Consider the following 24,414-nt stretch of genomic DNA (forward strand, 5'->3'; position numbering starts at 1 on the left):
CTAACGAATAAGAAGGTCGACCGCAAACATACTAGAACTGGGATCTAGTTTTCAACCGGTGCCTGTTCTACCGGCCCGAAAATGAAGTCCATGAAGCGGTTGCACAGCCGGTGGACGTCTTCCATCGTTCCGTCGTGGTACACCGCTGAGGTCAAGGCGGTGTTGATGATGGACCACAGCATGATGGCCGCATCCTCCGCAGCGCCGGGGCCGAGCCGGGCGAAGTCATCGGCGAGCGTGTTCTGGCACACGGTGAAAAACTGACCGAGCAACGCCTTCGCGTTGGTGTCTGCGCTCGACTGCAAGATCACATGCACCTGAAAGAAGTGCTGCCTGCGCTCGAACGACGAGATGACCGCATTCATCTTCGCGCGGATCTGATGTTCGGACAGATCTTCGCCTGAACGCGCGTACGCCGGTGCCGCCCAATCGAGCAATACCGCAGCGTAGAGATGTTCCTTCGACGAGAAGTACCGGTAGAGGGTGCCGAGCGCCACGCCGGCATCCTGCGCGACATCGCGGATCTGGATCTGCTCGTACTCTTGTTCCTTGAGAGCAGCGTTGGCAGCTTTGATGATTCGCAAACGGCGTGCCTGCTGCCAGGCGGGCAACTCCGAACTGAGCGTCGCCGCTGCAGTAGTCGATGCCTGTTGCGTCATGAACGTTTCCTTTGCGTGGTTGAACCCCGGGCCCGGGTACAGCCTAGGACGCCCGGCGGGGGCCGGAGGCCACATGGCGCGCTTGACGCGCTGATCAAGCGACGCTCATCCGGTTCTGCGTAACCGCAAACCCCGTGGAGTCGGGTCGAAACCGCTCTCCCGTAGATGCTCGGCCAATCCACCGGTCAGAACGGGTTCACCGTCGACGCGCTCGACGTAGAGCCGGTCCACCTGCCCCCGGGTGACAACCTGGGCAAGCGCCGTGGTGGCCGCGGCTAATTGCTCGGAATCGGTGCTGAAGGTCAGGACCGTCTTGCCGCCTCGCTCGACGAACAGCACGAGATGGCCGTCGACCAGCACCACCAACGCGCCGGGTTTGCGGCCGGGACGGTGCCCTTCCGACTGTTGCGGCCACGCGAGGGCAGATCCATAGGGGTTGGCCGGATCGGTCGCCGCGAGCGCGATGGCCGTATGTCCGATCGTCTCGACCTCGTCGCGCAATCGGTCGACAGTCGTGGTCGCGGCGAATTGCGCGCCGCCCAGTCCGTCGATGTAGTAGCCGCGCCGCACCTTGCCGCTGTCCTCGAACCCGGTGAGGGCCTTGTAGACCCGCGAGAATCCACCGACGATGCCCTCCGTCATCACTGCACCCTTGGTGACGACGCCGTACCGGTCGAGGAGTGCGGTGCACTGGGCGGCGACCGCGAGGGTGGGGTCCGAGATGGGGGCGGGCAGCACGAACCAGCGACCGGTCATCGATTGCGGCGCTGTGCGTGGGGTCCGGGCGAAGCGTCGTCGGCCGCGGTGCGCGGGCGCGCTGCGGACCGCGCCGGGTTTGCGGCCGGGACCCAGCAGCGATCGCACCGGGGTGAAGGTGTCGTTGCTGATCAGTCCCGCCCACGCGAGGTCCCACAGCACCATTTCGAGTTCTGAGCCGAGCGGGGTGACGCCGCCGACGGCCATGGACTCGCTCAACTGCCGGAAGAAGAATGCGCCGCCGGGAGCCAGATGGTCGAGTACCCGCTGATGCAGCTCGCCCATGTCGATCTCGGCCGGCGTGGGCAGACTGTCCTCGGCGAGATCGGCAGGATGCAGGCTTATCCACCCGTCGGCACCCGAGAGCCGGCCATGCCCGGCCCACAGCACCTCGCCTCCGGCGGTCAACTCGTCGAGCATGTCGGGTCGATAGTCGGCGACGCGGGCGGGCAGGACCAGCGACTCCCACGCAGAGGCCGGGATGGGTACACCCGCCAGCTGATCGATGACTGCCGACACCCCGTCGATACCGCGCAGTCGCGACTGCCGGGTGACGTGCTGCCAGCCGGTGACAAACCGGGCGTACGTCTCATGGCTGACGGGCGCGACCTCGGCCCGACTCGCGGCCAGCGAAGCTCGGCGAAGGCCGGAGAGGACCTCCGTGTTGCACCACTGTTCACTGCTGCGCAGGGTGCCTTCGGGTTCGGGCCGAAAGTCTCCTTCGACGACCCGGCGTGAACTCGCGAGACGAACGAGGGTGTCGCGTACGACCGCGACACCGAGGCCGAGCGCGGTGGCCGCGTCGGCGGCGACAAACGGGCCGTGGGTGCGCGCGTAACGCCCGATCAGATCACCCAGCGGGTCGTCGACCGGTTCGAGGAACGCCATCGGAAGACCCTGTGGGGGAGGGATGCCCAGCCCGTCGCGAAGTCTGCCCGCATCCTCGGCGGCGGCGAACAGCAGCTCACCGCCGCGGGGTATTTCGATCGCGCGGCCGACCGCCACGAGTTCTGCGAGTAACGGGAGCGGAGCGTCGCCGGTGAACCGAGCGGCGACGTCGGACTCGCTGAGCGGTCCGAGCCATCGCAACAGATCTGCGATCCCCTCGATGTCGCGGGCTTGGCGTTCGGGATGCAGGCGCTGCAGTTTGGCCTCGGTGTCCGCGATGACGTTCTGATCGAGCAGCTCCCGCAGGTCGACCCGACCCAGCAATTGGGCCAGCAGTGCGGTGTCAAGCGAGAGGGTGGCCGCGCGACGCTCGGCGAGCGGGGCGTCGTCGGCATACATGAACGCTCCGACGTAGCCGAACAGCAACGACGACGCCATCGGTGAGGGGGTTTCGGTCTCGATCTCGATGACGCGTAGACGTCGATCAGCGACTTTCGTGAGCATGCCGACCAGTGCGGGGAGGTCGTAGACGTCCTGCAGACATTCGCGGAAGGCTTCGAGGATGATGGGGAACTGCGGGAACTTTCGTGCCACGTCGAGCAGCTGGGCGCTGCGCTGGCGCTGTTGCCACAGCGGCGCACGCTTGCCGGGATTACGGCGCGGCAGCAGCAGTGCGCGTGCGGCGCACTCCCGAAAACGCGAAGCGAACATCGCCGAACCACCGAGTTGTTCGGTGACGATCTGCTCGATCTCGTCGGGGTCGAAATGGAAGAGCGCGGCGCCGGGTGGTTGATCGTCGGTGTCGGGGAGGCGGACGATGATGCCGTCGTCGGCAGCGGAGACGGCGCCGTCGATTCCGTAGTCCTGTTGCAGGCGGGCAGCGACGGCGCTCGCCCATGGCGCGTGCACGCGTAAGCCGTACGGAGAGTGCAGGATCACTCGCCAGTCACCGAGTTCGTCTCGAAACCTTTCGACGAGCAGGGTGCGGTCGGTGGGCAGGTGGCCGGTCGCGGCCTGCTGCTCGGACACGAGCTGTGCGAGGTTGTCACGAGCGAACTGGTTGAGCCCCAACCGTTCCACGTGCGCGCCGAACTTCTCGGGTTTGGCCAATTCGCCGACGAACTTACCGATCGCCTCGCCGAGTTCGGCGGGCCTGCCGATGCTGTCGCCGTGCCAGAAGGGCAGGCGCCCTGCCTGACCGAACGCCGGCGTCACCAGCACCCGATCGTGGGTGATGTCCTCGATTCGCCAGCTGGTGGCACCGAGCGCGAACACGTCACCGACGCGGGACTCGTAGACCATTTCCTCGTCGAGTTCGCCGACTCGCGTTTGCTTTTCGCCGACCATGTACACCGCGAAAAGGCCGCGATCGGGGATGGCGCCTCCCGAGGTGACGGCCAGCCGCTGGGCGCCCGGCCTGCCGGTGAGCGTGCCCTGTGCGCGGTCCCAGACGATGCGTGGTCGCAGTTCGGCGAACTCATCGGACGGATACCGCCCGGACAGCAGGTCGAGTGTCGCATCGAACACCGGCCGCGCCAGCGTTGCGTAGGGCGCGCTGCGGCGGACGGTCTGATACCAGTCGTCGACGTCGATGGTGCCGGTGGCACAGGCGGCGACGGTCTGCTGCGCGAGCACATCCAGCGGATTGGCGGGGACGGTGAGTTCTTCGATCAGTCCGTCGGTCATCCGCTCTACGAGCACCGCGCAGCGCAGCAGATCCCCGCGGTGCTTGGGGAACAGCACACCCTGGCTGATCTCGCCGACCTGATGGCCGGCGCGTCCGACGCGCTGCAGGCCGCTGGCGACGGAGGGCGGCGCCTCCACCTGGATCACCAGGTCGACGGCACCCATGTCGATACCGAGTTCGAGGCTGCTGGTGGCCACCACGCAGCGCAAGCGGCCGGACTTGAGCTCGTCCTCGATCTGGCCGCGCACCTCTTTGCTCACCGAACCGTGGTGGGCGCGCGCCAGGAGCGGTTCTGCCCCGGAGCTGATGCCACTGCCGAGCATGTGCGCGGGCGCTCCACCGGGCACGGCCGGATTGGGCGCGGACTCGGTGGGATCGCCCAGGCGGGTGGCGTGTACCTCGTTGAGGCGGGCCGTCAACTGTTCGGACAGTCGCCGCGAGTTGGTGAACACGATCGTCGACCGGTTCTTCTCGATGAGATCGACGATCGAGCTCTCGACGTACGGCCACAGCGACCCGGCCGCGGGCGCCGACGCCTCGTCGTCGATCTCCTCGCTGCTCGCGATCACCGGGATGTTGGTCATGTCGGCGACGGGGACGTTGACCGACAGGTCGAAGGTCTTGGCGGCGGGCGGTTGGACCACCGTGCAGGGCCTGCTCCCGGAGAGGAATCCGGCGATCCGCTCGGGCGGCCTGACGGTCGCCGACAATCCGATGCGCTGGGCGGGTTTGTCGAGCAGGGTGTCCAGACGCTCGAGGGACAGTGCCAGGTGCGTGCCGCGTTTGGTACCGGCCACGGCGTGCACTTCGTCGACGATGACCGTCTCGACGTTGTCGAGGGTCTCCCGTGCTGCCGAGGTGAGCATCAGGAACAGCGACTCGGGCGTGGTGATGAGGATGTCCGGCGGCTTGCGCAGGAGTTGGCGGCGCTGCGCGGCGGGGGTGTCTCCGGAGCGGACGCCGACGGTGATGTCCGCGATCGGTTCGTCCATCTGCTGGGCGGCGCGGGTCAAGCCGATCAGCGGCGCCCGCAGGTTCCGTTCGACGTCCACCGCGAGCGCTTTGAGCGGGGAGACGTAGAGGACGCGGGTGCCGGTGGTGGAGGTCTCGGACTGCGGCCTCGACAACTGATCGAGTGCCCACAGGAATGCCGACAACGTCTTACCCGAGCCGGTGGGGGCGACCACCAGGGTGTTCTCGCCGGCCGAGATGGCATTCCAGGCACCGAGCTGCGCGGAGGTCGGCTCGGGGAAGGCCGAGGTGAACCAGGCCCGGGTAGGTGCGGCAAACCGGCCCATGACCTGCTGCGGGTCGAGCCCGGCAGGGGCTGAGGAAGAAGACTTGCGGGCGGCCATTGCTCCATGATCCACGAGAGGTCGGACATCGTCGGTGTTCTTGATCCTGCCTGCAGTTGACCGGGCAAAACGCAGCGGAATACAGTCACACCGAACCAGGTGAACGGGAAATCCGGTGTGAATCCGGAACGGTCGCGCCACTGTGAGTTCCGGCGGGCACTGCCCCGGTGGACGAGTCAGGGCTCCGGCGCTTGGCGACAACCACGTGTGACGCGGGACGCGTAATCCCGCGAGAGGAGACATACATGTCCAGTCCATCGATGGCGCAACCACTTTCGGCAAAGCCCGCGCTGGCGATCTCGGTGCCCGACGTGTCGGCGGTCAACGCTGCACTCTGGCTGACCGCCACCACGCTGGTCGCCGGACTCGCCTATTACTTCCTGGGTTTCGATCAGGGAGCGGTGTCCGTTTTCGGTTCCGACACCCATGTGCACGAATACATCCACGACGCTCGCCATTTCCTCGGCTTCCCCTGCCACTGAGCCACCGAGGCCGAGGACTGAGTTCATGGAAAAGAAGTTCATCGGCGCAGGTCTGCTCTCAGGCCTGGTCGCCGGCATTCTCGCGTTCGTGTTCGCCCGCATCTACATCGAACCGCTGGTCGAGCGGGCCATCGGTTACGAAGAGGGTTTCGGCCACGCCGAACTGGACGTGGCCGGAGGGGACGCCGGACACGACCACGGTGAGTTGTTCTCGCGAACCGTCCAGCAGAATTGGGGCGCAGGCACCGGCACGGTCGTCTTCGGCCTGATCATCGGTGCGCTCTTCGCGGTCGCCTTCACCGTCGTATGGTCCTATGTCGGCCGGCGCCATCCTCGGGTCGATCCGCGCGTCGTGGCTGCGCTGCTGGCCGTCGGTGGATTCGTGGCGGTGTACCTGGTCCCGTTCAGCGCGTATCCGGCCAATCCGCCTGCCGTCGGCAGCGATGACACCATCGGGGCACGCAGCGGTGCCTATCTCACGATCCTGCTGTTGTCGGTCGCCTTCCTGGCCGCCGCCACCGTGCTGGCGTTCTGGCTCGCACCGCGGGTCGGCGGCGTGCTCTCGGCAGTCGCGGGCGGGGTTTCCTACCTCATCGCAGTCGGCATCAGCATCGCGTTGCTCCCGAGCTTCGACGAGGTCCCCGGTCCGCTGCTGGACGGCAATGTCATCGTGTTCCCGGGCTTTCCGGCCGACCTCATCGGAGACTTCCGGTACTACTCGATCGTCAACCAGGTGATCCTGTGGGGCGTGCTGGGGCTCGGCTTCGCCCTGTCACTCACGTGGATCGGCAAGCGCGCCGCCCGCGGGGCCGGCGCCACGACACCTCGGGAAAGCGTTCGCTGAAACTTCGACTGATCACCTCGGCTCGGACCGGGCCCAACGTGGCACTGCGGTTCGGTGCGCACGACGACCCACTCGACAAACGCGGCCGCGCCGATTGTGCACGGCTGCGCTTGTCGTATCCGGAAACCGTTCGCATCGCGCCCGATCGCTCGGCAAGCGAGACCGCTGCCGAGATAGGGGTCCACGGCGTCGTCGACAACGCCTTGGCCGCACTGGATGTGGGGCGATGGGCGGGCCTCACCCCGGACCAAGTCGATCCTGCGGAGTTGGGGGAGTGGTTCGCCGATCCGGACTCGAGTCCCCATGGCGGTGAAAGCGTCACGGCATTCCTTGGCCGACTGAGTGTTTGGCTCAACATCCCGCGGGCGGTCGATGTCGGTGCGGTGGTGGCGAGCGGTACTGCGCAGGGACTGGTCGCTGCAGCACTGGGCGTGGACTTCTGGAGTGTGGACGTCGCGCCTGCCGCGGTGATCGATCTCGAGCGCCGGGGCGAGCGGTGGCGGCTCCGGCTCGGCTCGACCAATTTCTGAAACCTGTTCCTGAAATTGATTTCAGATTCTAGTATTGGCAGAAAGCACGAATGCTGACGCTAGGGGAAACTGCATGTTCGAGTGGTCCGAAGAAGACCTGATGGTGCGCGACGCGGTGCGCGGGTTCATCGACAAGGAGATCCGTCCGCACATCGATGAGCTCGAAACAGGCGTTCTGCCCCCGTACGACATCATCCGGAACCTGCTCAAGACCTTCGGTGTCGATGCGATGGCGAGTGATGCCCTGGACAAAGAGTTTGCTCATGACGAGGCTGTGGCCCGCGGTGAGGCCGAGCCGAAGAAAGCGTCGCCCGGCGCCGGTATGACGTCGATGGGCTCCATTCTCAACATCGAACTGGCGGGCGTGAGCCTGGGCATCGTCGCCTCGATGGGGGTCAGTCTCGGACTGACACCGTCAACGATCCGTTCCAAGGGCACGCTGGCTCAAAAGAAACGCTGGCTTCCGGACCTCGTCACCATGAACAAAGTGGGCGCGTGGGCCATCACCGAACCGGACTCGGGCTCGGACGCCTTGGGAGGCATGAAGACAACCGTCAAGCGAGACGGCGAGAACTACATCCTCAACGGGCAGAAGACCTTCATCACCAATGGTCCGTTCGCCGACACGATCGTCGTCTTCGCAAAGCTCGACGACGGTGATGCGAGTGTCGACCGACGTCGACGCAAGGTGCTCACGTTCGTGCTCGACAAGGGTATGGAGGGCCTGGCGCAGGGCAAGCCGTTCAAGAAGATGGGCATCATGTCGTCGCCGACCGGCGAGCTGTTCTTCGACAACGTCAAACTCGACAAGGATCGTCTCCTCGGTGAAACCGAAGAGGTCGGTGAGAAGGGCGGCGGTGACGGCGCGAAAGCCGGATTCGTGCTCGAGCGCGTGGGCATCGCCTCGCTCTCGCTCGGCATCATCAACGAATGTCAGCGCCTGTGTGTCGACTACGCCAAGCAGCGCATGTTGTGGGGTAAGCCGATCTCGGAGTTGCAGCTGATCCAACTCAAGCTCGCAGAAATGGAGGTCGCCCGATTCAACGTCCAGAACATGGTGTTCCACGCGCTCGAACGTGCGCAGTCAGGAAAGCCGTTGGGCCTCGCCGAGGCGTCGGCAATGAAGCTCTACTCGTCCCGGGCCGCCACCGATGTCGCCATGGAGGCGATCCAGTTGTTCGGCGGAAATGGCTACATGACCGAATATCGGGTCGAGCAACTCGCCCGCGACGCTAAATCCCTGATGATCTACGCCGGCAGCAACGAAATCCAGACCACCCACGTGGCCAAAGGCGTCCTGGCCAGGTAATTCACCCCCCATAAACCCAGTCGAAACAGGCAAACCCAGCAGCTGCAGCTGCTGGGTTTGCCTGCTTTGGCTGGGTTCGTGGGGGCTATGTGGGAAGAACTTACAAACAGACTGGACTGTTTCTTAGTTCTCCGCTAGCCTCCTTGATGTGGCGACCAACACAGCAACGACCGATGAGACGGATGCGGCCCGCACGCCGAGCCGTACACAGGCCGAGCGCACCGCGCTGATGCGTGCCCGCCTGCTCGACGCGGCCATCTCCTGCCTCATCGACAAGGGGTATTCCGGGACCAGCACCCAGGAGATCTCCCGGCGCGCGGGGGTGTCGAGGGGCGCACAGCTCCACCATTTCCCGACCAAGGAGTCGCTCGTGGTGGCGGCGGTCGAGCATCTGGTGGAACAACGGCTCGCCGAATTGCTCGACGCGCACGCGGCCGGACAAGAAGCGAGCGTGGAAGTCTTCCTCGACGCGTTCTCCGGCCCCCTGTTCTATGCGGCGCTCGAACTGTGGATCGCCGCCCGCACCGACCCTGCCCTGCACGCAGCGGTTCTGCCGCTGGAGGCGCGGGTCAACGAAGCGATCAACACCGGTGGCGCCGTGATCTTCGGAGACCGGATGACGCCCGAGGCAATCGAGATCAGCGTCGAATTGGCGCGCGGGCTCGCCGTATCGGCGCTGTTCCGCAACGACAAGTCCGACCAGGAGCTACGTAAACGCCTGGTCCCGATATGGGAGGCCATGGTGACAACCAAATGACCGCTATCACGACCGGTGAGGCGCCGCTCGCCGCGTTGCCCACGCACGTCGACACCTTGATCGTCGGCACCGGCTTCGCCGGGTTGGCCGCCGCACACAGGATTCTGAAGGGCGATCGCAACGCCGACGTCATTCTCATCGAACGGGCGGGCGATGTCGGTGGGACCTGGCGAGACAACACCTACCCCGGCGCCGCCTGCGACGTGCCGAGCAACCTGTACTCGTTCTCGTTCGCGCCGAGCCCGGACTGGTCGAACAACTATGCGCGGCAGCCGGAGATTTTCAGCTATCTGCAGTCGGTCGCCGACGATTTCGGGTTTCGCGGACGCACCCTGTTCGATTGCGAACTGCTGGGTGGACGTTGGGATCCGCAGTCCTCACGATGGGTCGTAGAGACATCGCGGGGAGTGATTTCGGCGAAGGTGCTCGTCGCCGCCACCGGGACACTGTCGAACCCGAGCCTGCCGAACGTTCCCGGTCTCGCTGACTTCAGCGGGACGATGTTCCACAGCGCCACGTGGGACCACAGCTTCGACCCGACAGGAAAGCGCATCGCGGTTGTCGGTACCGGCGCGTCAGCCATCCAGTTCGTTCCCGAATTGGCCCGGTCTGCTGCACATTTGACAGTGCTGCAGCGCACCCCGGCGTGGATCATCCCCAGGCTCGACCGCCCGGTCGGCAAGCTCGAGCGCGCCCTCTACCGGATGCTGCCTTCCACTCAGAAGCTCGCCCGCGGCGGTCTCTACCTGTATCGCGAGGCCTACGTCGTCGCGTTGGCGAAGTTCACGTTCTTGCTTCCGCTGTTCAAGCTGCTGGCGATGAGTCAGCTACGCAGACAGGTGAAAGACCCTGTGCTGCGCAAGAAATTGACCCCGAAGTTCACCATCGGGTGCAAGCGGATGTTGCTCAGTAACACCTGGCTGCCCACGCTGGCGCGTCCAGATGTGAATCTCGTCGACCATGGGGTGTCTGCCGTGACCGCCGACGGGGTCGTCGACTCGTCCGGCGTCGAGCACAAAGTTGACGCGGTGATCTTCGGGACCGGATTCACTGCCACCGAGCCGCCCGTCGCAAAGGTGCTCCACGGCACCGATGGCCGTAGCCTCGCCGACATCTGGGACGGCAGCCCCAACGCCTACCGCGGAACCACGGTCCACGGGTTTCCCAACCTCTTCCTCATGTACGGCCCGAACACGAACCTGGGCCACAGCTCGATCGTGTACATGCTCGAGTCGCAGGCCAACTACATCAGTTCTGCCCTGCAGCAGATGGGCGACCGAAAAGTGTTCAGTATCAACGTGAACCGAAGCTCTCAGGACTTCTACAATTCGGCGATCGACGAGGGCCTCGACGGTACGGTCTGGAACTCCGGTGGCTGTTCGAGCTGGTACTTCGACAAGAACGGCCGCAACTCGGTGATGTGGCCGACGTTCACCTGGGGCTTTCGGCAATTGCTGCGCACCGCCGACCTGAGCGACTACGAAGTGAAAACAAGCGAGACACCGCGTGATGCAGAGGTGTCCGTGTCCCATGCCCAGGAAAGCGAGTCCGCATGAACGACTATGACGTGGTGATCGTCGGCTCGGGTTTCGGTGGATCGGTTGCCGCACTGCGACTGGCCGAGAAGGGCTACAAAGTCGCTGTCCTGGAGGCCGGCCGCCGATTTGCGGACGATGAACTGCCGAAGACGAGCTGGCGGCTCCGCAAATACCTCTGGGCGCCCTGGATGGGTTGCTACGGCGTGCAACGGATCCATCTGCTTCCCGATGTGCTGGTGATGGCGGGTGCGGGAGTCGGAGGTGGATCCCTGAACTACGCCAACACGCTGTACAAACCGCCCACCAGATTCTTCGAGGACCCGCAGTGGGGGCACATCACCGACTGGCATGACGAACTCACGCCGTACTACGACCAGGCCCGCCGGATGCTCGGTGTCGTGGACAATCCGAGCGTGACACCGGCGGACAAGGTGATGCGTGAGGTCGCCGACGACATGGGTGTCGGCTCGACGTTCACCACGACACCGGTCGGGGTGCTCTTCGGCAATCCCGGTGAGCAGGTAGCGGATCCGTTCTTCGGTGGAGCCGGGCCGGAACGCACCGCGTGCACCGAATGCGGGTCGTGCATGACCGGGTGCCGGGTGGGGGCGAAGAACACCCTCGTCAAGAACTATTTGCACCTGGCCGAAGAGGCCGGGGTGACCGTGCTGCCGCTGACGACGGTGCGAGCGGTACGTCCTGCCGGCGATGACTACGAGATCGTCACACGACGAACGGGTGCCAAGATCCGGCGCCGTGAGAAGAGCATCTTCGCGGGGCAGGTCGTCTTCGCCGCAGGCACGTACGGCACGCAGAAGCTACTGCTCGCGATGAAAGAGACCGGACAGCTCCCACATCTGTCCGATCCGCTCGGTTCGGTGGTGCGGACCAATTCCGAGGCTGTCCTGGCCGCGACCGCTCGCGACCGCAAGACCGACTACACCCAGGGCATCGCGATCACGTCGTCATTCCATCCGGACGATCACACGCACATCGAACCGGTCCGGTATGGCAAGGGCAGCAATGCCATCGGGCTGCTACAGACCGTGTTGTCCGACGGTGGTGGAAAGGTGCCCAGGATTCTGAAGACTGCCGGGGTGGCGGTGCGCAAGCCCGGTGCTTTCATGCGGAGTCTGTCAGTGCGGCACTGGTCGGAGAAGACCGTCATCGCACTCGTGATGCAGACGGACGACAATTCTCTCGAACTCGGTTCCAAGCGCGGCATTTTCGGCAGGCAGCTCACCAGTCGCGCGGGCGCAGGTGATCCGCCGCCGGCATGGATACCACAGGGTCACGAGGCAATCCGGTTGTTGGCCGACAAGATCGGGGGAGATCCAGGCGGTTCGATGGCGGAGATCGTGAACATCCCGATGACCGCACACTTCATCGGTGGCTGCGTGATCGGCGCGGATCCGGGCGAGGGTGTCGTCGACCCCTACCATCGGATGTTCGGGCACCCCGGTCTGCACGTCGTGGACGGTTCGGCGGTCAGCGCCAACCTCGGAGTCAATCCGTCGTTGACCATCGCCGCACAGGCCGAACGCGCCATCGCCTTCTGGCCGAACAAGGGCGAGATCGACGAACGTCCCGATCTCGGTGCCGATTACCGACGGATCTCACCCATCCGGCCCTTGGCACCTGCGGTGCCGGAGCAGGCGCCGGGAGCCCTACGCCTGCCACTGTTCGTCCGCGACCGTCCGAATCCATGAAGGGAGCCTGCTGATGTGGAGTGTGGCCGAGTCAGATGTCGACCCCGGCGAGGTGCCGGTGAGCGCGCCGCCACCTTGGCCTGCGAACGTGCGCGCCACCATCTGGTGGCATCGCAGTACCGATGCCGCGAAAGATATCGGGGCCCAAGCCGCCGGCAACTCGGAGTCGACGATCGGTATCACCTTGGGCATGGTGGTCGACTACCTCGATTCGCCGGTCGGACCGTACCGGGAAATCCTCGCCAGCCCGGTACTACGCCGTCCCGGCGGCAGTCTGGGCCGGATGCCGCGGATCTCGGTGCCGTTCATCGCGGTCGACTCAGCGGCATCGGTGCATGGTGGTCGCGAGCATTGGCAACTCCCGAAGGTGCTGGCCGCGTTCACTGGTGACGTCTTGGCAGGCGCGGGGGCGAGTGGCCCGGAATGGGCGGTGCAGACGCAGTCCGACGCCCGCGGTCCCGCCTTTCCGATCAAGGGCGGGATCGGCTTCGCACAACCGTCCGCGGGCGGTCTGGCCATCGCGGGGTCGACACTCACCGGGAAGGCCCGGTACGCGCGGGTGACGGTGCTGTCAGACGGCCCGACGCTGACGTCGTGGCTCAAACCGGGCACCCATCACGGCCTTCAGATCGTTTCCGGCCGAATGGAAACCGGTGTGGGCAAAACCATCTCGCACGATTGACGCCCAAGGGGCACGGTCAACGGTTGATGGCGTGCCAAACCCGCGGCGGGTTCATCGGTAGCTGGTACACGCGGACCCCGATGGCGTCTCGGATGGCGCTCTCGAGCGCGGGTGCCACCGGGTTGTACGGCGACTCGCTCATCGATTTGGCACCCAGCGGGCCGATGACATCGTAGGTGTCGGCGAAGTAGACCTCGGTGTTCGGCACGTCGGCGATCTGCGGGATGTGGTAATTGCGCAGGACCTGCGTGATGACGTGCCCGTTCTCCAGGATCATCTCTTCGTACAGCGCGCTGCCGATGGCCTGTGCGGCACCGCCTTCTATCTGTCCACGACACTGCTGGGGGTTCATCACCACGCCGGCGTCTGCGGACTGCAGCGAGTGCAGGATCCGGACCTCGCCCGTGGACGTGTTGACCCCCACCCGGAACGCGTGCACGTTGAACGCGGTCGACCGCGGGCTGCCGTCGTGCTTGCCCTCCGCCGACAACGGTCCGCCGTGTGCCGCCGTGATTCCGACCAGGTCGATGAACTTCGAACCCGCCTGAATGCCCTGGGGACCCAGCACACAGGCCGAGGGGTCCACCTCGAGGGCCCGCGCGGCGACATCGATCATCCTGGTGCGCAGACGATCGCATGCGGAGCGCAGGGCCTTTCCGGCCACGACGGTGCCGGCAGATCCGAATGCGCCGGTGTCGTAGCCGATCTCGTCGGTGTCGGCTTGCCGAATCATGATCTGACCCGGCGGGCACCCCAACGCCGACGCCGCGATCTGTGTCATCACGGTGGTGGTGCCGTTGCCGAATTCTGCGGTACCCACCGCAGCCACGTACTCACCGTCCGTGGTCAGGTTCATCGCCGCCTCAGCGAAGTGTCCGCGCGGCGGGATGGTGGCGATCATCGCGGCTGCCATGCCTTCCCCGATCTGCCAGTCCGGCAGCTGCTCGAGATCAAAGCCTGCGCGTAGCGGGTCGGCCCTGCCTGCAACCAGGCCCTGCTGCGCCAGATCGATGCACTGGTCGAGTCCATAGCTGCCGAACTCGAGATCGCCCTCTTCGACCTCCCACGACACGAAATCGTCACCCGGGACCACAACGTTGAGTCGGCGCATCTCGAACGGGTCGATGCCCAGGCGGGCGGCCAATTCGTCGATGGCACCTTCGATACCGAAGGCGACCTGGCCCAGGCCGTATCCGCGGAAGGCGCCGGAGGGAATGTTGTTGGTGTACACCGCGCGGGCGTCGACGTGCTTGTTCGGACTCCGGTAGAGCGCGACGGATTCGCTGCATCCGTGGAACATCACGCCGCCACTGTGGTTTCCGTAGGCGCCGGCGTCGGAGAGCACTGACACCGACAACGCCGTCAGCACGCCGTCCGCGCCCGCGGCGGCGGTCACGTCCACCCGCATCGGGTGACGACACGGCGCGACGGTGAACTGGTCGGTCCTGGTGAACTCGTAGACCGCCGGCCGGCCGGTCTTGAGCATCGCCAGCACCACCAGGTCTTCGGTGAGCAGCTCCTGTTTGCCGCCGAATCCGCCGCCCACCCGCGCCGCGTACACCCGCACCTGGTTCTGGGAGAAACCGAAGATGTGGCACAACTCGTTCCGGATGAGGAACGGCACCTGGGTGCTCGAGCGCACCACGATGCGCCCCTCCTCGTCGCGCCAGCCGACCGCGCCGTGGGTCTCGAGATGGGTGTGTTGGACGCGTGCGGTCTGCCACCTGCCCGTGACCACCGCGCCACCGGTGTCGCGGGCGAGCGCGATACCCGCGTCGATGTCGCCGACCGTGCCGTCCAGTGCGGCAACGAGATTGCTTCCCGGATCAGCGATGCGAGCTTCGGGTCCTTTGTCGCCGTGCACGAGCGGCGTGCCGGGCTCGGAGGCCCGGGCGGGATCGAAGTTGGCCGGGAGGATCTCGTAGTCCACGGCGATCAGTGCGCTCGCCCTGCGCGCGATGGTCATCGAATCCGCGACCACCGCAGCGACCCGTTGACCCACGAACCGGAGGGTGGTGTCGAAGATGCGGCTGTCGTCCGGGTCGTCGAGCCGGTTGTCGTGGCGTGCCGTCGAGAAGAGCACGCCGGGATCGTCGTGGTGGGTGAGTACCGCACGCACTCCCGGAACCCGTTCCGCGTCGGTGGTGTCGATGGACACTATGCGGGCGTGGGGGTGCGGGCTGCCGATCATCGCGACGTGCCCGAGGTCCGCGGGTAGGCGATCCATCGTGTACGGCTCGGTGCCGGTGACGATGCGCGGTGCAGCGGGCGCCTGGACCGACTTGCCCACCGACAGCCCTGGATCACCTGCCGCGACCTTCTCGGTGCCCACCACTGCGTCCAGCGCATCGCGGATGGAGCGGTAGCCGGTGCAGCGACACAGGTTTCCCTTGAGACTGTTCGGCAGGTCGGAGAGCTGCCCGTCGTCGAGTGTGCTGGCGGTGACCACCATCCCGGCGGTACAGAACCCGCACTGGAAGCCGGCTGCGTCGACGAATCTCTGCTGCATCGGGTGCAGGTTGTCAGGTGTCCCGAGACCCGCCACCGTTGTGACGTCGGCGTCTGCGACCCGGTATGCGGGAATGATGCAGGAGTGTTGAGGTTTGCCGTCGATGAGGACCGAACATGCGCCGCAGTCTCCGGCGTCGCATCCCTTCTTCACCCCGTCCTGCCCCTGTTCGCGTAAGAACGTGCGCAGACACTGTCCCGGCGCCGGTACGGCGTCGACAACCTGACCGTTGATTCTCACGATCGACCGCCCTCCATTCGTCCACTCCCGGTCAGTTCGACGACCACGGCTCTGGTCAACACACCCGTCACCTGTCGACGCCAGCCTGCCTCACCGTGCGGATCGGAATAGTAGGCGTGAGCGGGTATCGACGAGTAGACCTGCGCCACGACGTCGGCGGGGTCGTCGGAGTCCGTGGCGATCACATATGGGACATCTGTTGCGGCGGTGACCGACACGACGATCCCGGTCGGTGTCGCCCGGCCGATCACCACTGCCCCCGATCGGCCGAGCGGCGACATCGCTATCTTGCGCAGGGTCGCCGGCTGCCGTAGCGCCGCGGCGGGTAGCCGGATCGACCGCAGGACGTCACCTGGCCGGAGTATGGTGCGGGCTATTCCGGTGACGAATTCATTTGTGGAGCAGCGGAGATCGGTCCCGTCGGCCTTCCAGACCAGCAGCTCCGCATCGAGTGCGGACGCCATCGAGATCATCGCTCCGGCGGGAAAACCGAGGCAGATATTGCCGCCGATGGTGGCGTTCTGCCAGATCTTGAACGACGCGAGCAACGCCTGCGCGGCCTGCCTGAAGACGCCGACGGCAGCCCACTCAGGTGGATAGGTGGCCGCCAGGAGAGTGGAGATGCTGCAGGTCGCGGCAATCTCCAGGCCGGCCTCGGTGATGGTCAGAGCAGGCCAGTCCATGGCGCTCAAATCGATGATTCGGCGCAGATGCAGCTGGGGTTCGCTCATCAGCCACGTGCCGCCCGCCATCACCCCGTCGGTTGCGCACAGGCCGGCGAGATCCGCGCGGGTTCGCGGCATCTCGACGGAGTCGATGGTGTGCAGATCCATCAGCCGGCCTTCGCGATCAGTGCCCGGTGGGCCGAAGCCACCGACGCCGCAACCTCGTCGGCGTCGACTCGTGTCAGCTCGCCTTTGCTCACGACCACCTCACCGTTGACCCACGAACGTTCGATCGGTGGCACGTCACCCAAGATGAGTGCTGCCACCGGATCGGCGATGCCGCTGTGGCCCAGGCCGTCCAGCCGCCACAGCACCAGATCCGCGAGCTTGCCCGGCTCGATGGATCCGAGATTGTCATGGCCGAGCAGCCTGGCGCCGCCACGTGTTGCCAGTTCGAGAGCGGTTCGCGTGGTCATCGCGGTCGGCCCGCCGGTCGCCCGCGCCATCATGACTGCCTGGTGCGCTTCTTCGAGCATCCGGCACGACTCGTTGGATGCCGAGCCGTCGACTCCGAGGCCCACCGGAACCCCCGCCGCGAGCAGATCCCGGGTACGGGCGATCCCGGCGCCGAGGCGGGCATTCGACGTAGGGCAATGGGCGACCCCGCTCCTGGTTGCGGCCAGGGTGGCGATCGATGTGTCGTCGAAGTGCACTCCATGCGCAAACCAGACATCGGGACCGACCCAGCCGACGGTCTCCATGTACTCGAGCGGCGTACAGCCGAAGTGCTCTGCCGTGTATTCGGATTCATCGATTGTCTCGGCCAGATGGGTGTGCAGGCGTACGTTGTGCTCGCGTGCGAGTTCGGCGGATGCACGCAGCAGATCGGCCGTCACGGAAAAAGGGGAGCAGGGTGCGAGAGCGATCTTGACCATGGCGTCGGGGGACGGGTCGTGCCACCGCGAGATGGCACCCGCACTGGCGGTCATGATCTGGTCGATCGTCTCCACGACGCTGTCCGGTGGCAGCCCACCGTCCTTTTCACTGAGGTCCATCGACCCGCGAGTGGGGTGGAACCGTAGGCCGACGGCCTGCGCAGCAAGGATTTCCGCCCCAAGGAGATCACCACCCTCCCTGGGAAAGACATAGTGATGGTCGGTGCTGGTGGTACATCCCGAGAGCGCGAGCCAGCCGAGTGCGCCTGTGGCAGCGACATTCACGGCCTCTTCGTCGATCCCGGCCCAGACCGGGTAGAGAGTGGTCAGCCACTCGAACAGGGTGTGGTCGGCGGCCAGGCCGCGGGTGATCCACTGATAGAGGTGGTGATGGGTGTTTATCAGCCCCGGTGTCAGGATGCAGCCGGTGCCGTCGATAACCTCGCCGGCGTCCCTGAGCTCGTCGTCGACAGCCCCGTCGACCACCGCCGAGACCGTGTTGCCGACGATGACCACCGATCCGCCGCGCAGCTCCCGTCGGCCCGCGTCCATCGTGACGATGTAGGCGTTCTCGATGATTGTGCTCATCACGCCACGGTACGACGGTGGAGTTACAGAAAAATGACAACTGGCCACGGCGGACCACGTCTGAGTCCTACCATTTGCGAGTCGGACAGTTCGGGTACACGCTAACTGGAATCTGTTCCAGGCAATGGAAGGATCCGAAATGACACAAGCCACAATCAATCCGCCGCCAAAGGCCGAACCCGAACTCAAGCGGGTGATGGGTCCACGCCTGCTTCTGCTGTTCATCGTCGGCGACATACTCGGAGCCGGCGTGTACGCCGTCACCGGGCAGATGATCGACAACGTCGGCGGTATGGCGTGGTTGCCGTTCATCCTCGCCTTCGCGGTGGCGACCCTGACAGCCTTCTCCTACCTGGAATTGGTCACCAAGTTCCCGCAGTGTGCGGGTGCTGCGCTGTACACCCAGAAAGCCTTCGGAATCCATTTCGTCACTTTTCTGGTGGCGTTTGCGGTGGTCTGTTCGGGCATCACCAGCGCTTCGACGTCGTCGAATGTCGTCGCGGGCAATCTCTTGGAAGGTCTGCACGAATCCTTCAGCGACGCCGACGGGCTCGGCTGGTTCAACGTGCCCACGGGCACCGGTGCGCAGTTGTTCGTGGCACTGGGCTTCATGATCGTGCTCGCCTTGATCAACCTCCGCGGTGTCGGTGAATCCGTGAAGTTCAACGTGGTGCTGACCCTGGTCGAGATGCTCGCTCTCGGAATCGTCATCGTGATCGGATTCGTCGCAGCCGGACGTGGTACCGGCGAAGGCGACATCGGCAATCTCGTGGTCTTCGAAGACGCCAACGACAAGGGCTGGTTTCTCGCGGTCACCATCGCGACGACGATCGCCTTCTTTGCCATGGTCGGGTTCGAGGACTCGGTGAACATGGTCGAGGAGGTCAAGGAACCGCAGAAGATCTTCCCGAAGATGATGCTGTCCGGTCTGGGACTCGCCTGCCTGATCTATGTCCTCGTTGTCGTGGCAGTAATCGCCGTGCTCCCACTGGACTACGACTCCGGTGATGAGGGCATCCTGCTGCACGTGGTCAGGATCGGCGCACCGTCTGTCCCGATCGACGAGATCTTCCCGTACCTGACGGTCTTCGCGGTGGCGAACACAGCGCTCATCAACATGCTCATGGCGAGTCGGCTCATCTACGGGATGTCGAAGCAGCGAGTGCTGCCGCGGTCGCTCGGCAAGGTCCTACCGAATCGGCGTTCGCCCTGGACCGCGATCATCTTCACGACGATCCTCTCGTTCGCGCTGATCATCGTCGTGAACCAGTTGTCCGACAATGACGTCGTGGCGGCGCTGTCGGGTACCACCGGTTTGTTGCTGCTGTGTGTGTTCGCGGTCGTGAACGTCGCGTGCCTCGTCCTCAAGAGAGGCCAGGACAAGACGTTCTTCCGGGCCCCGGTATGGATTCCCGTGCTCGGCGCCGTGCTCTGCTTGTTCCTTGCCGGCCCGTGGGCCCGCACCGACACGCAGATGATCCAGTACAAGATCGCAGGCGTGATGCTGCTCCTGGGCGTCGTCCTCTGGGGCGTCACGTACCTGGTCAACAAGATGGAAGACCGGGGGACGGGATTCGAGGACGCTGCGGCCCTCGAAGATGACGACACCCCGGTCAGGTGAGACGACGCGCCTGATCCGTCCGCTCGACGACTACAGCCTCCCGTACAACGCACACCGAGCGCCTGACCCTGCGTGAGTTCTTCGCCCGGTCGTAGAGTTGTCGGGCCGTGCAGGGAATCAGCTCAGGCGCGCTTCGACGCCTGAGGTCGGTGGTCGCATTCTGCGATTCACTGCACCGCGCCGGGTGAAGTCGTGGTGAGGTTGTTCAGTGTCCGTGAGCGTGGAGGAGCGTTGATGTTTCGCAAGGTGTTGGTGGCCAATCGTGGTGAGATCGCGATTCGGGCGTTTCGTGCTGCGTATGAGTTGGGTGCGGGCACGGTGGCAGTGTTTCCGTATGAGGACCGCAATTCTGTTCATCGGTTGAAGGCTGATGAGGCCTATCAGATCGGTGAGCCGGGGCATCCGGTGCGGGCGTATTTGTCGGTGCCTGAGATCATCGCCGCTGCGCAGCGCGCGGGTGCTGATGCGATTTATCCGGGTTACGGGTTTTTGTCGGAGAACCCGGATCTGGCTGCGGCATGCGCCGACGCCGGGATCACCTTCGTCGGTCCCAGCTCGGAGATCTTGGAGTTGACGGGTAACAAGGCCCGGGCGATCGCTGCGGCGAAGGCGGCGGGTTTGCCGGTGTTGGCGTCGTCGGAGGCCTCGGCCGATGTCGATGCTTTGATGAGCTCGGCGCAGTCGATGACGTTCCCGGTGTTCGTCAAGGCGATTGCCGGTGGCGGTGGCCGGGGGATGCGCCGGGTGGAGACGATCGACGGCTTGCGGGAGGCGATCGAAGCCGCCGCCCGTGAGGCCGATTCGGCGTTCGGTGATCCGTCGGTGTTCTTGGAGCAGGCGGTGATCGAACCGCGCCATATCGAGGTGCAGATCCTGGCTGATCAACACGGCAATGTGATGCATCTGTTCGAGCGGGACTGTTCGGTGCAGCGTCGTCATCAGAAGGTCATCGAGTTGGCGCCGGCACCGAATCTGCCGCCGGGGTTGCGGGAGAAGATTTGCGCTGATGCGGTCGCGTTCGCGAAGAAAATCGGTTATTCGTGTGCCGGGACGGTCGAGTTCCTCGTCGACCGTGAGGGCCGACATGTGTTCATCGAGATGAACCCGCGTATCCAGGTCGAGCACACGGTGACCGAGGAGATCACCGATGTGGATCTGGTGCAGTCGCAGATGCGCATTGCTTCCGGCGAGAGCTTGTCGGATTTGGGGTTGTCGCAGGACGCGGTGCAGATCCGTGGTGCGGCGTTGCAGTGCCGGATCACCACCGAGGATCCGACGAACGGGTTCCGCCCCGATACGGGCCGGATCACCGCGTACCGCACCCCAGGTGGTGCGGGAGTGCGCCTCGATGGTGGCGCCACCCTGGGTGCTGAGGTCAGTGCGCATTTCGATTCGATGCTGGTCAAACTCACGTGCCGTGGGCGTGATTTCGAGACCGCGGTAGCACGAGCCCGGCGGGCGGTGGCCGAGTTCCGGATCCGCGGTGTGGCCACCAACATCCCGTTCCTGCAAGCGGTCTTGGATGATCCCGATTTCCGCGAAGGCCGGGTCACCACCTCGTTCATAGAAGAACGCCCACAACTACTGACCTCACGGGTGTCGGCGGACCGCGGCACCAGGATCTTGAACTATTTGGCGGATGTGACGGTCAACAAGCCACACGGGGAGCGCCCGGCGACGGTGTATCCGCGCGACAAGCTCCCCGAGATTGACGCCTCGTTGCTGTCGTCGCCGCCCGATGGGTCCCGGCAGCGGCTGCGCAAACTCGGCCCCACCGGGTTTGCTGCGGATCTGCGGGCGTCGAAGGCACTGGGTGTGACCGATACGACGTTCCGGGATGCTCATCAGTCGCTGCTGGCGACGCGGGTCCGCACGTCCGGTTTGGTGGCGGTGGCGCCGTATGTGGCGGCGCTGACCCCGCAGTTGTTGTCGGTGGAGTGTTGGGGCGGGGCGACCTATGATGTGGCGCTGCGGTTTTTGAAGGAAGATCCGTGGGAGCGGTTGGCGGAGTTGCGTGAGGCGATGCCGAACATCAACCTGCAGATGCTGCTGCGCGGGCGCAACACTGTCGGGTACACCCCGTACCCCGAGAGCGTGACGACCGCGTTCGTGAAGGAGGCGGCTGCGACCGGTATCGATATTTTCCGGATCTTCGATGCCCTCAACAATGTTGATCAGATGCGGCCGGCGATCGACGCGGTGAACGAGACCGGCACCACGATCGCTGAAGTGGCCCTGTCGTACACCGGGGATTTGTCGAACCCGGCGGAAGACCTGTACACCCTGGATTATTACCTGCGGTTGGCGGAGCAGATCGTGCAGGCCGGTGCGCACATTCTGGCGATCAAGGACATGGCCGGGTTGCTGCGGCCGCAGGCGGCTGCCACGTTGGTCGGTGCACTGCGGAAGAATTTTGATCTGCCGGTGCATGTGCACACCCATGACACCCCTGGCGGGCAGTTGGCGACGTATTTGGCGGCGTGGCAGGCGGGTGCCGATGCTGTCGACGGCGCCAGTGCGGCGATGGCCGGCACCACATCGCAGCCGGCGTTGTCGGCGATCGTGGCGGCGACGGCGCATACCGAGTTCGACACCGGTCTGGATTTGGCAGCGGTGTGTGATCTGGAGCCGTACTGGGAGGCACTGCGCAAGGTGTACGCACCGTTCGAGTCCGGGCTACCGGCCCCTACGGGGCGGGTGTATACCCATGAGATCCCGGGTGGGCAGTTGTCGAATCTGCGCCAGCAGGCCATCGGGTTGGGGTTGGGGGACCGGTTCGAAGATGTTGAAGGCGCGTACGCCGACGCTGACCGGATGTTGGGGCGGTTGATCAAGGTGACCCCGTCGTCGAAGGTGGTCGGGGATCTGGCGTTGACGTTGGTGGGGAAGGGGATTTCGGCGACCGAGTTCGCCGACGATCCCACCGCGTACGACATTCCTGATTCGGTGATCGGGTTCTTGCGTGGGGAGCTCGGCGATCCGGCCGGTGGGTGGCCCGAGCCGCTGCGTAGCCGCGCGCTGGAAGGGCGGGCTGAGCCCAAACCTGTGGTGGCGCTGTCGGATGAGGACACCGCGCAGCTGGACTCGGCGCAGGAGAAGGTGCGGCGGGACGCGCTCAACCGGTTGTTGTTCCCGGGCCCGACGAAGGATTTCCAGGAGCACCAGAAGGCGTACGGCGACACCTCGAGGTTGTCGGCGAATCAGTTCTTCTACGGCCTGCGGTACGGCGACGAGCACCGCGTGGAACTCGAACCCGGCGTGGAACTGCTCATCGGTTTGGAGGCGATCAGTGAACCCGACAAACGCGGCATGCGGACCGTCATGTGCATCCTCAACGGGCAACTGCGTCCGGTTCAGGTCCGTGACCGCTCCCTTGACGTCACCGAAACCGTTGCCGAGAAAGCAGTCTCGGGCAATGCCAAGCACATCGCCGCACCCTTCGGCGGCGTCGTGACCATCGTCGTCGAACCCGGTGAAACCCTCGCCGCCGGCGCCGCCATCGGCTCCATCGAAGCGATGAAGATGGAAGCCGCGATCACCGCACCACAAGGCGGCACCATCAAACGCGTCGCCATTTCCTCGGTCACCAGCGTCGAAGGCGGCGACCTCCTCGTCGAACTCGAATAGCCCGAACGGAGTTCGGGGCGTGGCAAGAAAGTTCGCGCCAGCTCCACCCAAAAGCGCCAGTAGCAACTGGCGCTTTTGGGTTTATCTGGCGCGAATTTTGCGGTCCTCAGGCGTCTGGAGGAAAGTTACCTGCGCGGCCCAGTAATGCAGGCACGTCTTTGTCCAGTCGTGCGCCGAGCCAAGCGGCAGCGTCGGCGAGTGTCCCGAGAGTGACACCGGTACTGACGCCAGAACGGTTCAGCGCATAGATCAGATCCTCGGAGGCGATGTTGCCGGTCGCTGCGGGGGCGAAGGGGCAGCCACCGAAGCCACCGATGCTGGCATCGAGCGCGTGTGCGCCGGTGTCGAGCGCGGTGAGGGCATTGGCATAGCCGGTGTTCCGGGTGTTGTGGAAGTGCCAGCGCTGGGGCACATCTGGTGCCACCCGCGTGAGACCAGCGGCCAAGGTGCGGACCTGTGCGGGCACCCCTACGCCGATGGTGTCTGCCAACGCGATTTCGTCGGGACCGGCGTCGGCCACCCTGGCGGCCAGCTCGATCACCCACGCGGGATCGACCTCACCGGAGAACGGGCAACCGAACGACGCCGCGATGGTCACCGTCGTACGGACCCCAGCTGCCCTGGCTTCGGCCGCGATGTCCATCCAGGCCGAAATGCCTTCGGCCACAGTGCAGCCCTGATTGCGCGTACTGAACTCGTCGGTTGCGACCACGACGGCGTTGACTTCGTCCACCCCTGCGGTCAGTGCGCGCTCGAGTCCCCGGCGGTTCAGCACCAGCCCGATGTACGACACGTCAGCCGATCGGGGCACCTGCGCCATCACTTCTTCGGCGCCGGCCATCTGCGGGACCCTTGCGGGATTGACGAAGCTGACGGCCTCGATGCGCCGGACGCCTGCCGCGACGCTGCGGGCGATCAGTTCGACCTTCTCGTCCACCGAGAGCAGGGTTTGCTCGTTTTGCAGCCCGTCGCGGGGGCTGACCTCCACCAACGTTGTCGCAGTCATCGGTCTATTTTGCCCACGGCCTAGGTT

At 65.1% G+C, this 24,414-nt stretch carries 16 protein-coding genes and 1 riboswitch; of the genes, 10 read left to right on the plus strand and 6 right to left on the minus strand.

The features are described from left to right. Positions 1 to 44: 44 nt before the first annotated feature. Together DFR67_RS20405 and DFR67_RS20410 are read right to left on the minus strand one after the other, a co-directional pair. A complete protein-coding gene (locus DFR67_RS20405; protein ID WP_110471326.1) occupies positions 45 to 659 on the minus strand; it encodes a TetR/AcrR family transcriptional regulator in 615 nt (204 codons plus the stop codon). A 105-nt stretch (positions 660 to 764) separates the two neighbouring features. Beyond that, positions 765 to 5,345 (minus strand): ATP-dependent helicase, encoded by a 4,581-nt coding sequence (locus tag DFR67_RS20410; RefSeq protein ID WP_110471395.1) that lies wholly within the window; start codon positions 5,343 to 5,345, stop codon positions 765 to 767. A gap of 65 nt (positions 5,346 to 5,410) precedes the next feature. Further along, positions 5,411 to 5,551: riboswitch (cobalamin riboswitch) on the plus strand. A gap of 39 nt (positions 5,552 to 5,590) precedes the next feature. On the opposite strand from DFR67_RS20410, the gene DFR67_RS20415 reads away from it, so the two are divergent. The 8 genes from DFR67_RS20415 (at position 5,591) to DFR67_RS20450 (ending at position 13,196) form a co-directional block, all read left to right on the plus strand. Continuing rightward, complete coding sequence (locus DFR67_RS20415) at positions 5,591 to 5,827, plus strand: CbtB domain-containing protein (RefSeq protein WP_211325114.1); 237 nt, start codon at positions 5,591 to 5,593, stop codon at positions 5,825 to 5,827. A gap of 25 nt (positions 5,828 to 5,852) precedes the next feature. After that, the gene (locus DFR67_RS20420; RefSeq protein ID WP_110471328.1) at positions 5,853 to 6,671 is read left to right on the plus strand and encodes a CbtA family protein; all 819 of its coding nucleotides are present in this window, start codon (positions 5,853 to 5,855) and stop codon (positions 6,669 to 6,671) included. Between the two features lie 38 nt (positions 6,672 to 6,709). Beyond that, entirely contained in the window at positions 6,710 to 7,201 is a 492-nt protein-coding gene (locus DFR67_RS20425; RefSeq protein WP_158540002.1) for a histidine phosphatase family protein, read from the plus strand. Positions 7,202 to 7,274: 73 nt separating this feature from the next. Further along, positions 7,275 to 8,510, plus strand: coding sequence for an acyl-CoA dehydrogenase family protein (locus DFR67_RS20430; protein WP_110471330.1), 1,236 nt, complete (start codon positions 7,275 to 7,277; stop codon positions 8,508 to 8,510). Positions 8,511 to 8,739: 229 nt separating this feature from the next. Continuing rightward, the gene (locus DFR67_RS20435) at positions 8,740 to 9,267 is read left to right on the plus strand and encodes a TetR/AcrR family transcriptional regulator (protein WP_110471396.1); all 528 of its coding nucleotides are present in this window, start codon (positions 8,740 to 8,742) and stop codon (positions 9,265 to 9,267) included. After that, positions 9,264 to 10,823, plus strand: a complete 1,560-nt coding sequence (locus tag DFR67_RS20440) for a flavin-containing monooxygenase (protein WP_110471331.1) — start codon at positions 9,264 to 9,266, stop codon at positions 10,821 to 10,823. Before DFR67_RS20435 ends, DFR67_RS20440 begins: the two co-directional genes overlap by 4 nt. Then, positions 10,820 to 12,514 (plus strand): FAD-dependent oxidoreductase, encoded by a 1,695-nt coding sequence (locus tag DFR67_RS20445; RefSeq protein WP_110471332.1) that lies wholly within the window; start codon positions 10,820 to 10,822, stop codon positions 12,512 to 12,514. The genes DFR67_RS20440 and DFR67_RS20445 overlap by 4 nt, the downstream gene beginning before the upstream one ends. A 13-nt stretch (positions 12,515 to 12,527) precedes the next feature. Beyond that, the gene (locus DFR67_RS20450; protein ID WP_110471333.1) at positions 12,528 to 13,196 is read left to right on the plus strand and encodes an acetoacetate decarboxylase family protein; all 669 of its coding nucleotides are present in this window, start codon (positions 12,528 to 12,530) and stop codon (positions 13,194 to 13,196) included. A 16-nt stretch (positions 13,197 to 13,212) separates the two neighbouring features. On the opposite strand, the gene DFR67_RS20455 is transcribed toward DFR67_RS20450, so the two are convergent. Genes DFR67_RS20455 through DFR67_RS20465 form a run of 3 tightly spaced genes read right to left on the minus strand, consistent with a single transcriptional unit; the run spans position 13,213 to position 18,133 of the window. Further along, positions 13,213 to 15,945 (minus strand): molybdopterin-dependent oxidoreductase, encoded by a 2,733-nt coding sequence (locus DFR67_RS20455; protein ID WP_110471334.1) that lies wholly within the window; start codon positions 15,943 to 15,945, stop codon positions 13,213 to 13,215. Next, positions 15,942 to 16,778, minus strand: a complete 837-nt coding sequence (locus DFR67_RS20460) for an FAD binding domain-containing protein (RefSeq protein ID WP_110471335.1) — start codon at positions 16,776 to 16,778, stop codon at positions 15,942 to 15,944. Before DFR67_RS20460 ends, DFR67_RS20455 begins: the two co-directional genes overlap by 4 nt. Next, positions 16,778 to 18,133, minus strand: a complete 1,356-nt coding sequence (locus DFR67_RS20465) for an 8-oxoguanine deaminase (RefSeq protein WP_110471336.1) — start codon at positions 18,131 to 18,133, stop codon at positions 16,778 to 16,780. Before DFR67_RS20465 ends, DFR67_RS20460 begins: the two co-directional genes overlap by 1 nt. A gap of 139 nt (positions 18,134 to 18,272) precedes the next feature. Here DFR67_RS20465 and DFR67_RS20470 point away from each other — a divergent pair, with 139 nt between their 5' ends. Together DFR67_RS20470 and DFR67_RS20475 are read left to right on the plus strand one after the other, a co-directional pair. Further along, the gene (locus DFR67_RS20470; RefSeq protein ID WP_110471397.1) at positions 18,273 to 19,754 is read left to right on the plus strand and encodes an APC family permease; all 1,482 of its coding nucleotides are present in this window, start codon (positions 18,273 to 18,275) and stop codon (positions 19,752 to 19,754) included. A 234-nt stretch (positions 19,755 to 19,988) separates the two neighbouring features. Next, positions 19,989 to 23,381 (plus strand): pyruvate carboxylase, encoded by a 3,393-nt coding sequence (locus DFR67_RS20475; RefSeq protein ID WP_110471337.1) that lies wholly within the window; start codon positions 19,989 to 19,991, stop codon positions 23,379 to 23,381. A gap of 106 nt (positions 23,382 to 23,487) precedes the next feature. On the opposite strand, the gene DFR67_RS20480 is transcribed toward DFR67_RS20475, so the two are convergent. Continuing rightward, on the minus strand, positions 23,488 to 24,387 hold the full coding sequence (locus DFR67_RS20480; protein ID WP_110471338.1) for a hydroxymethylglutaryl-CoA lyase: 900 nt from the start codon (positions 24,385 to 24,387) through the stop codon (positions 23,488 to 23,490). Positions 24,388 to 24,414: the final 27 nt, after the last annotated feature.

This window comes from Williamsia limnetica (assembly GCF_003217475.1).
GTDB classification, from domain to species: Bacteria; Actinomycetota; Actinomycetes; order Mycobacteriales; family Mycobacteriaceae; genus Williamsia; species Williamsia limnetica.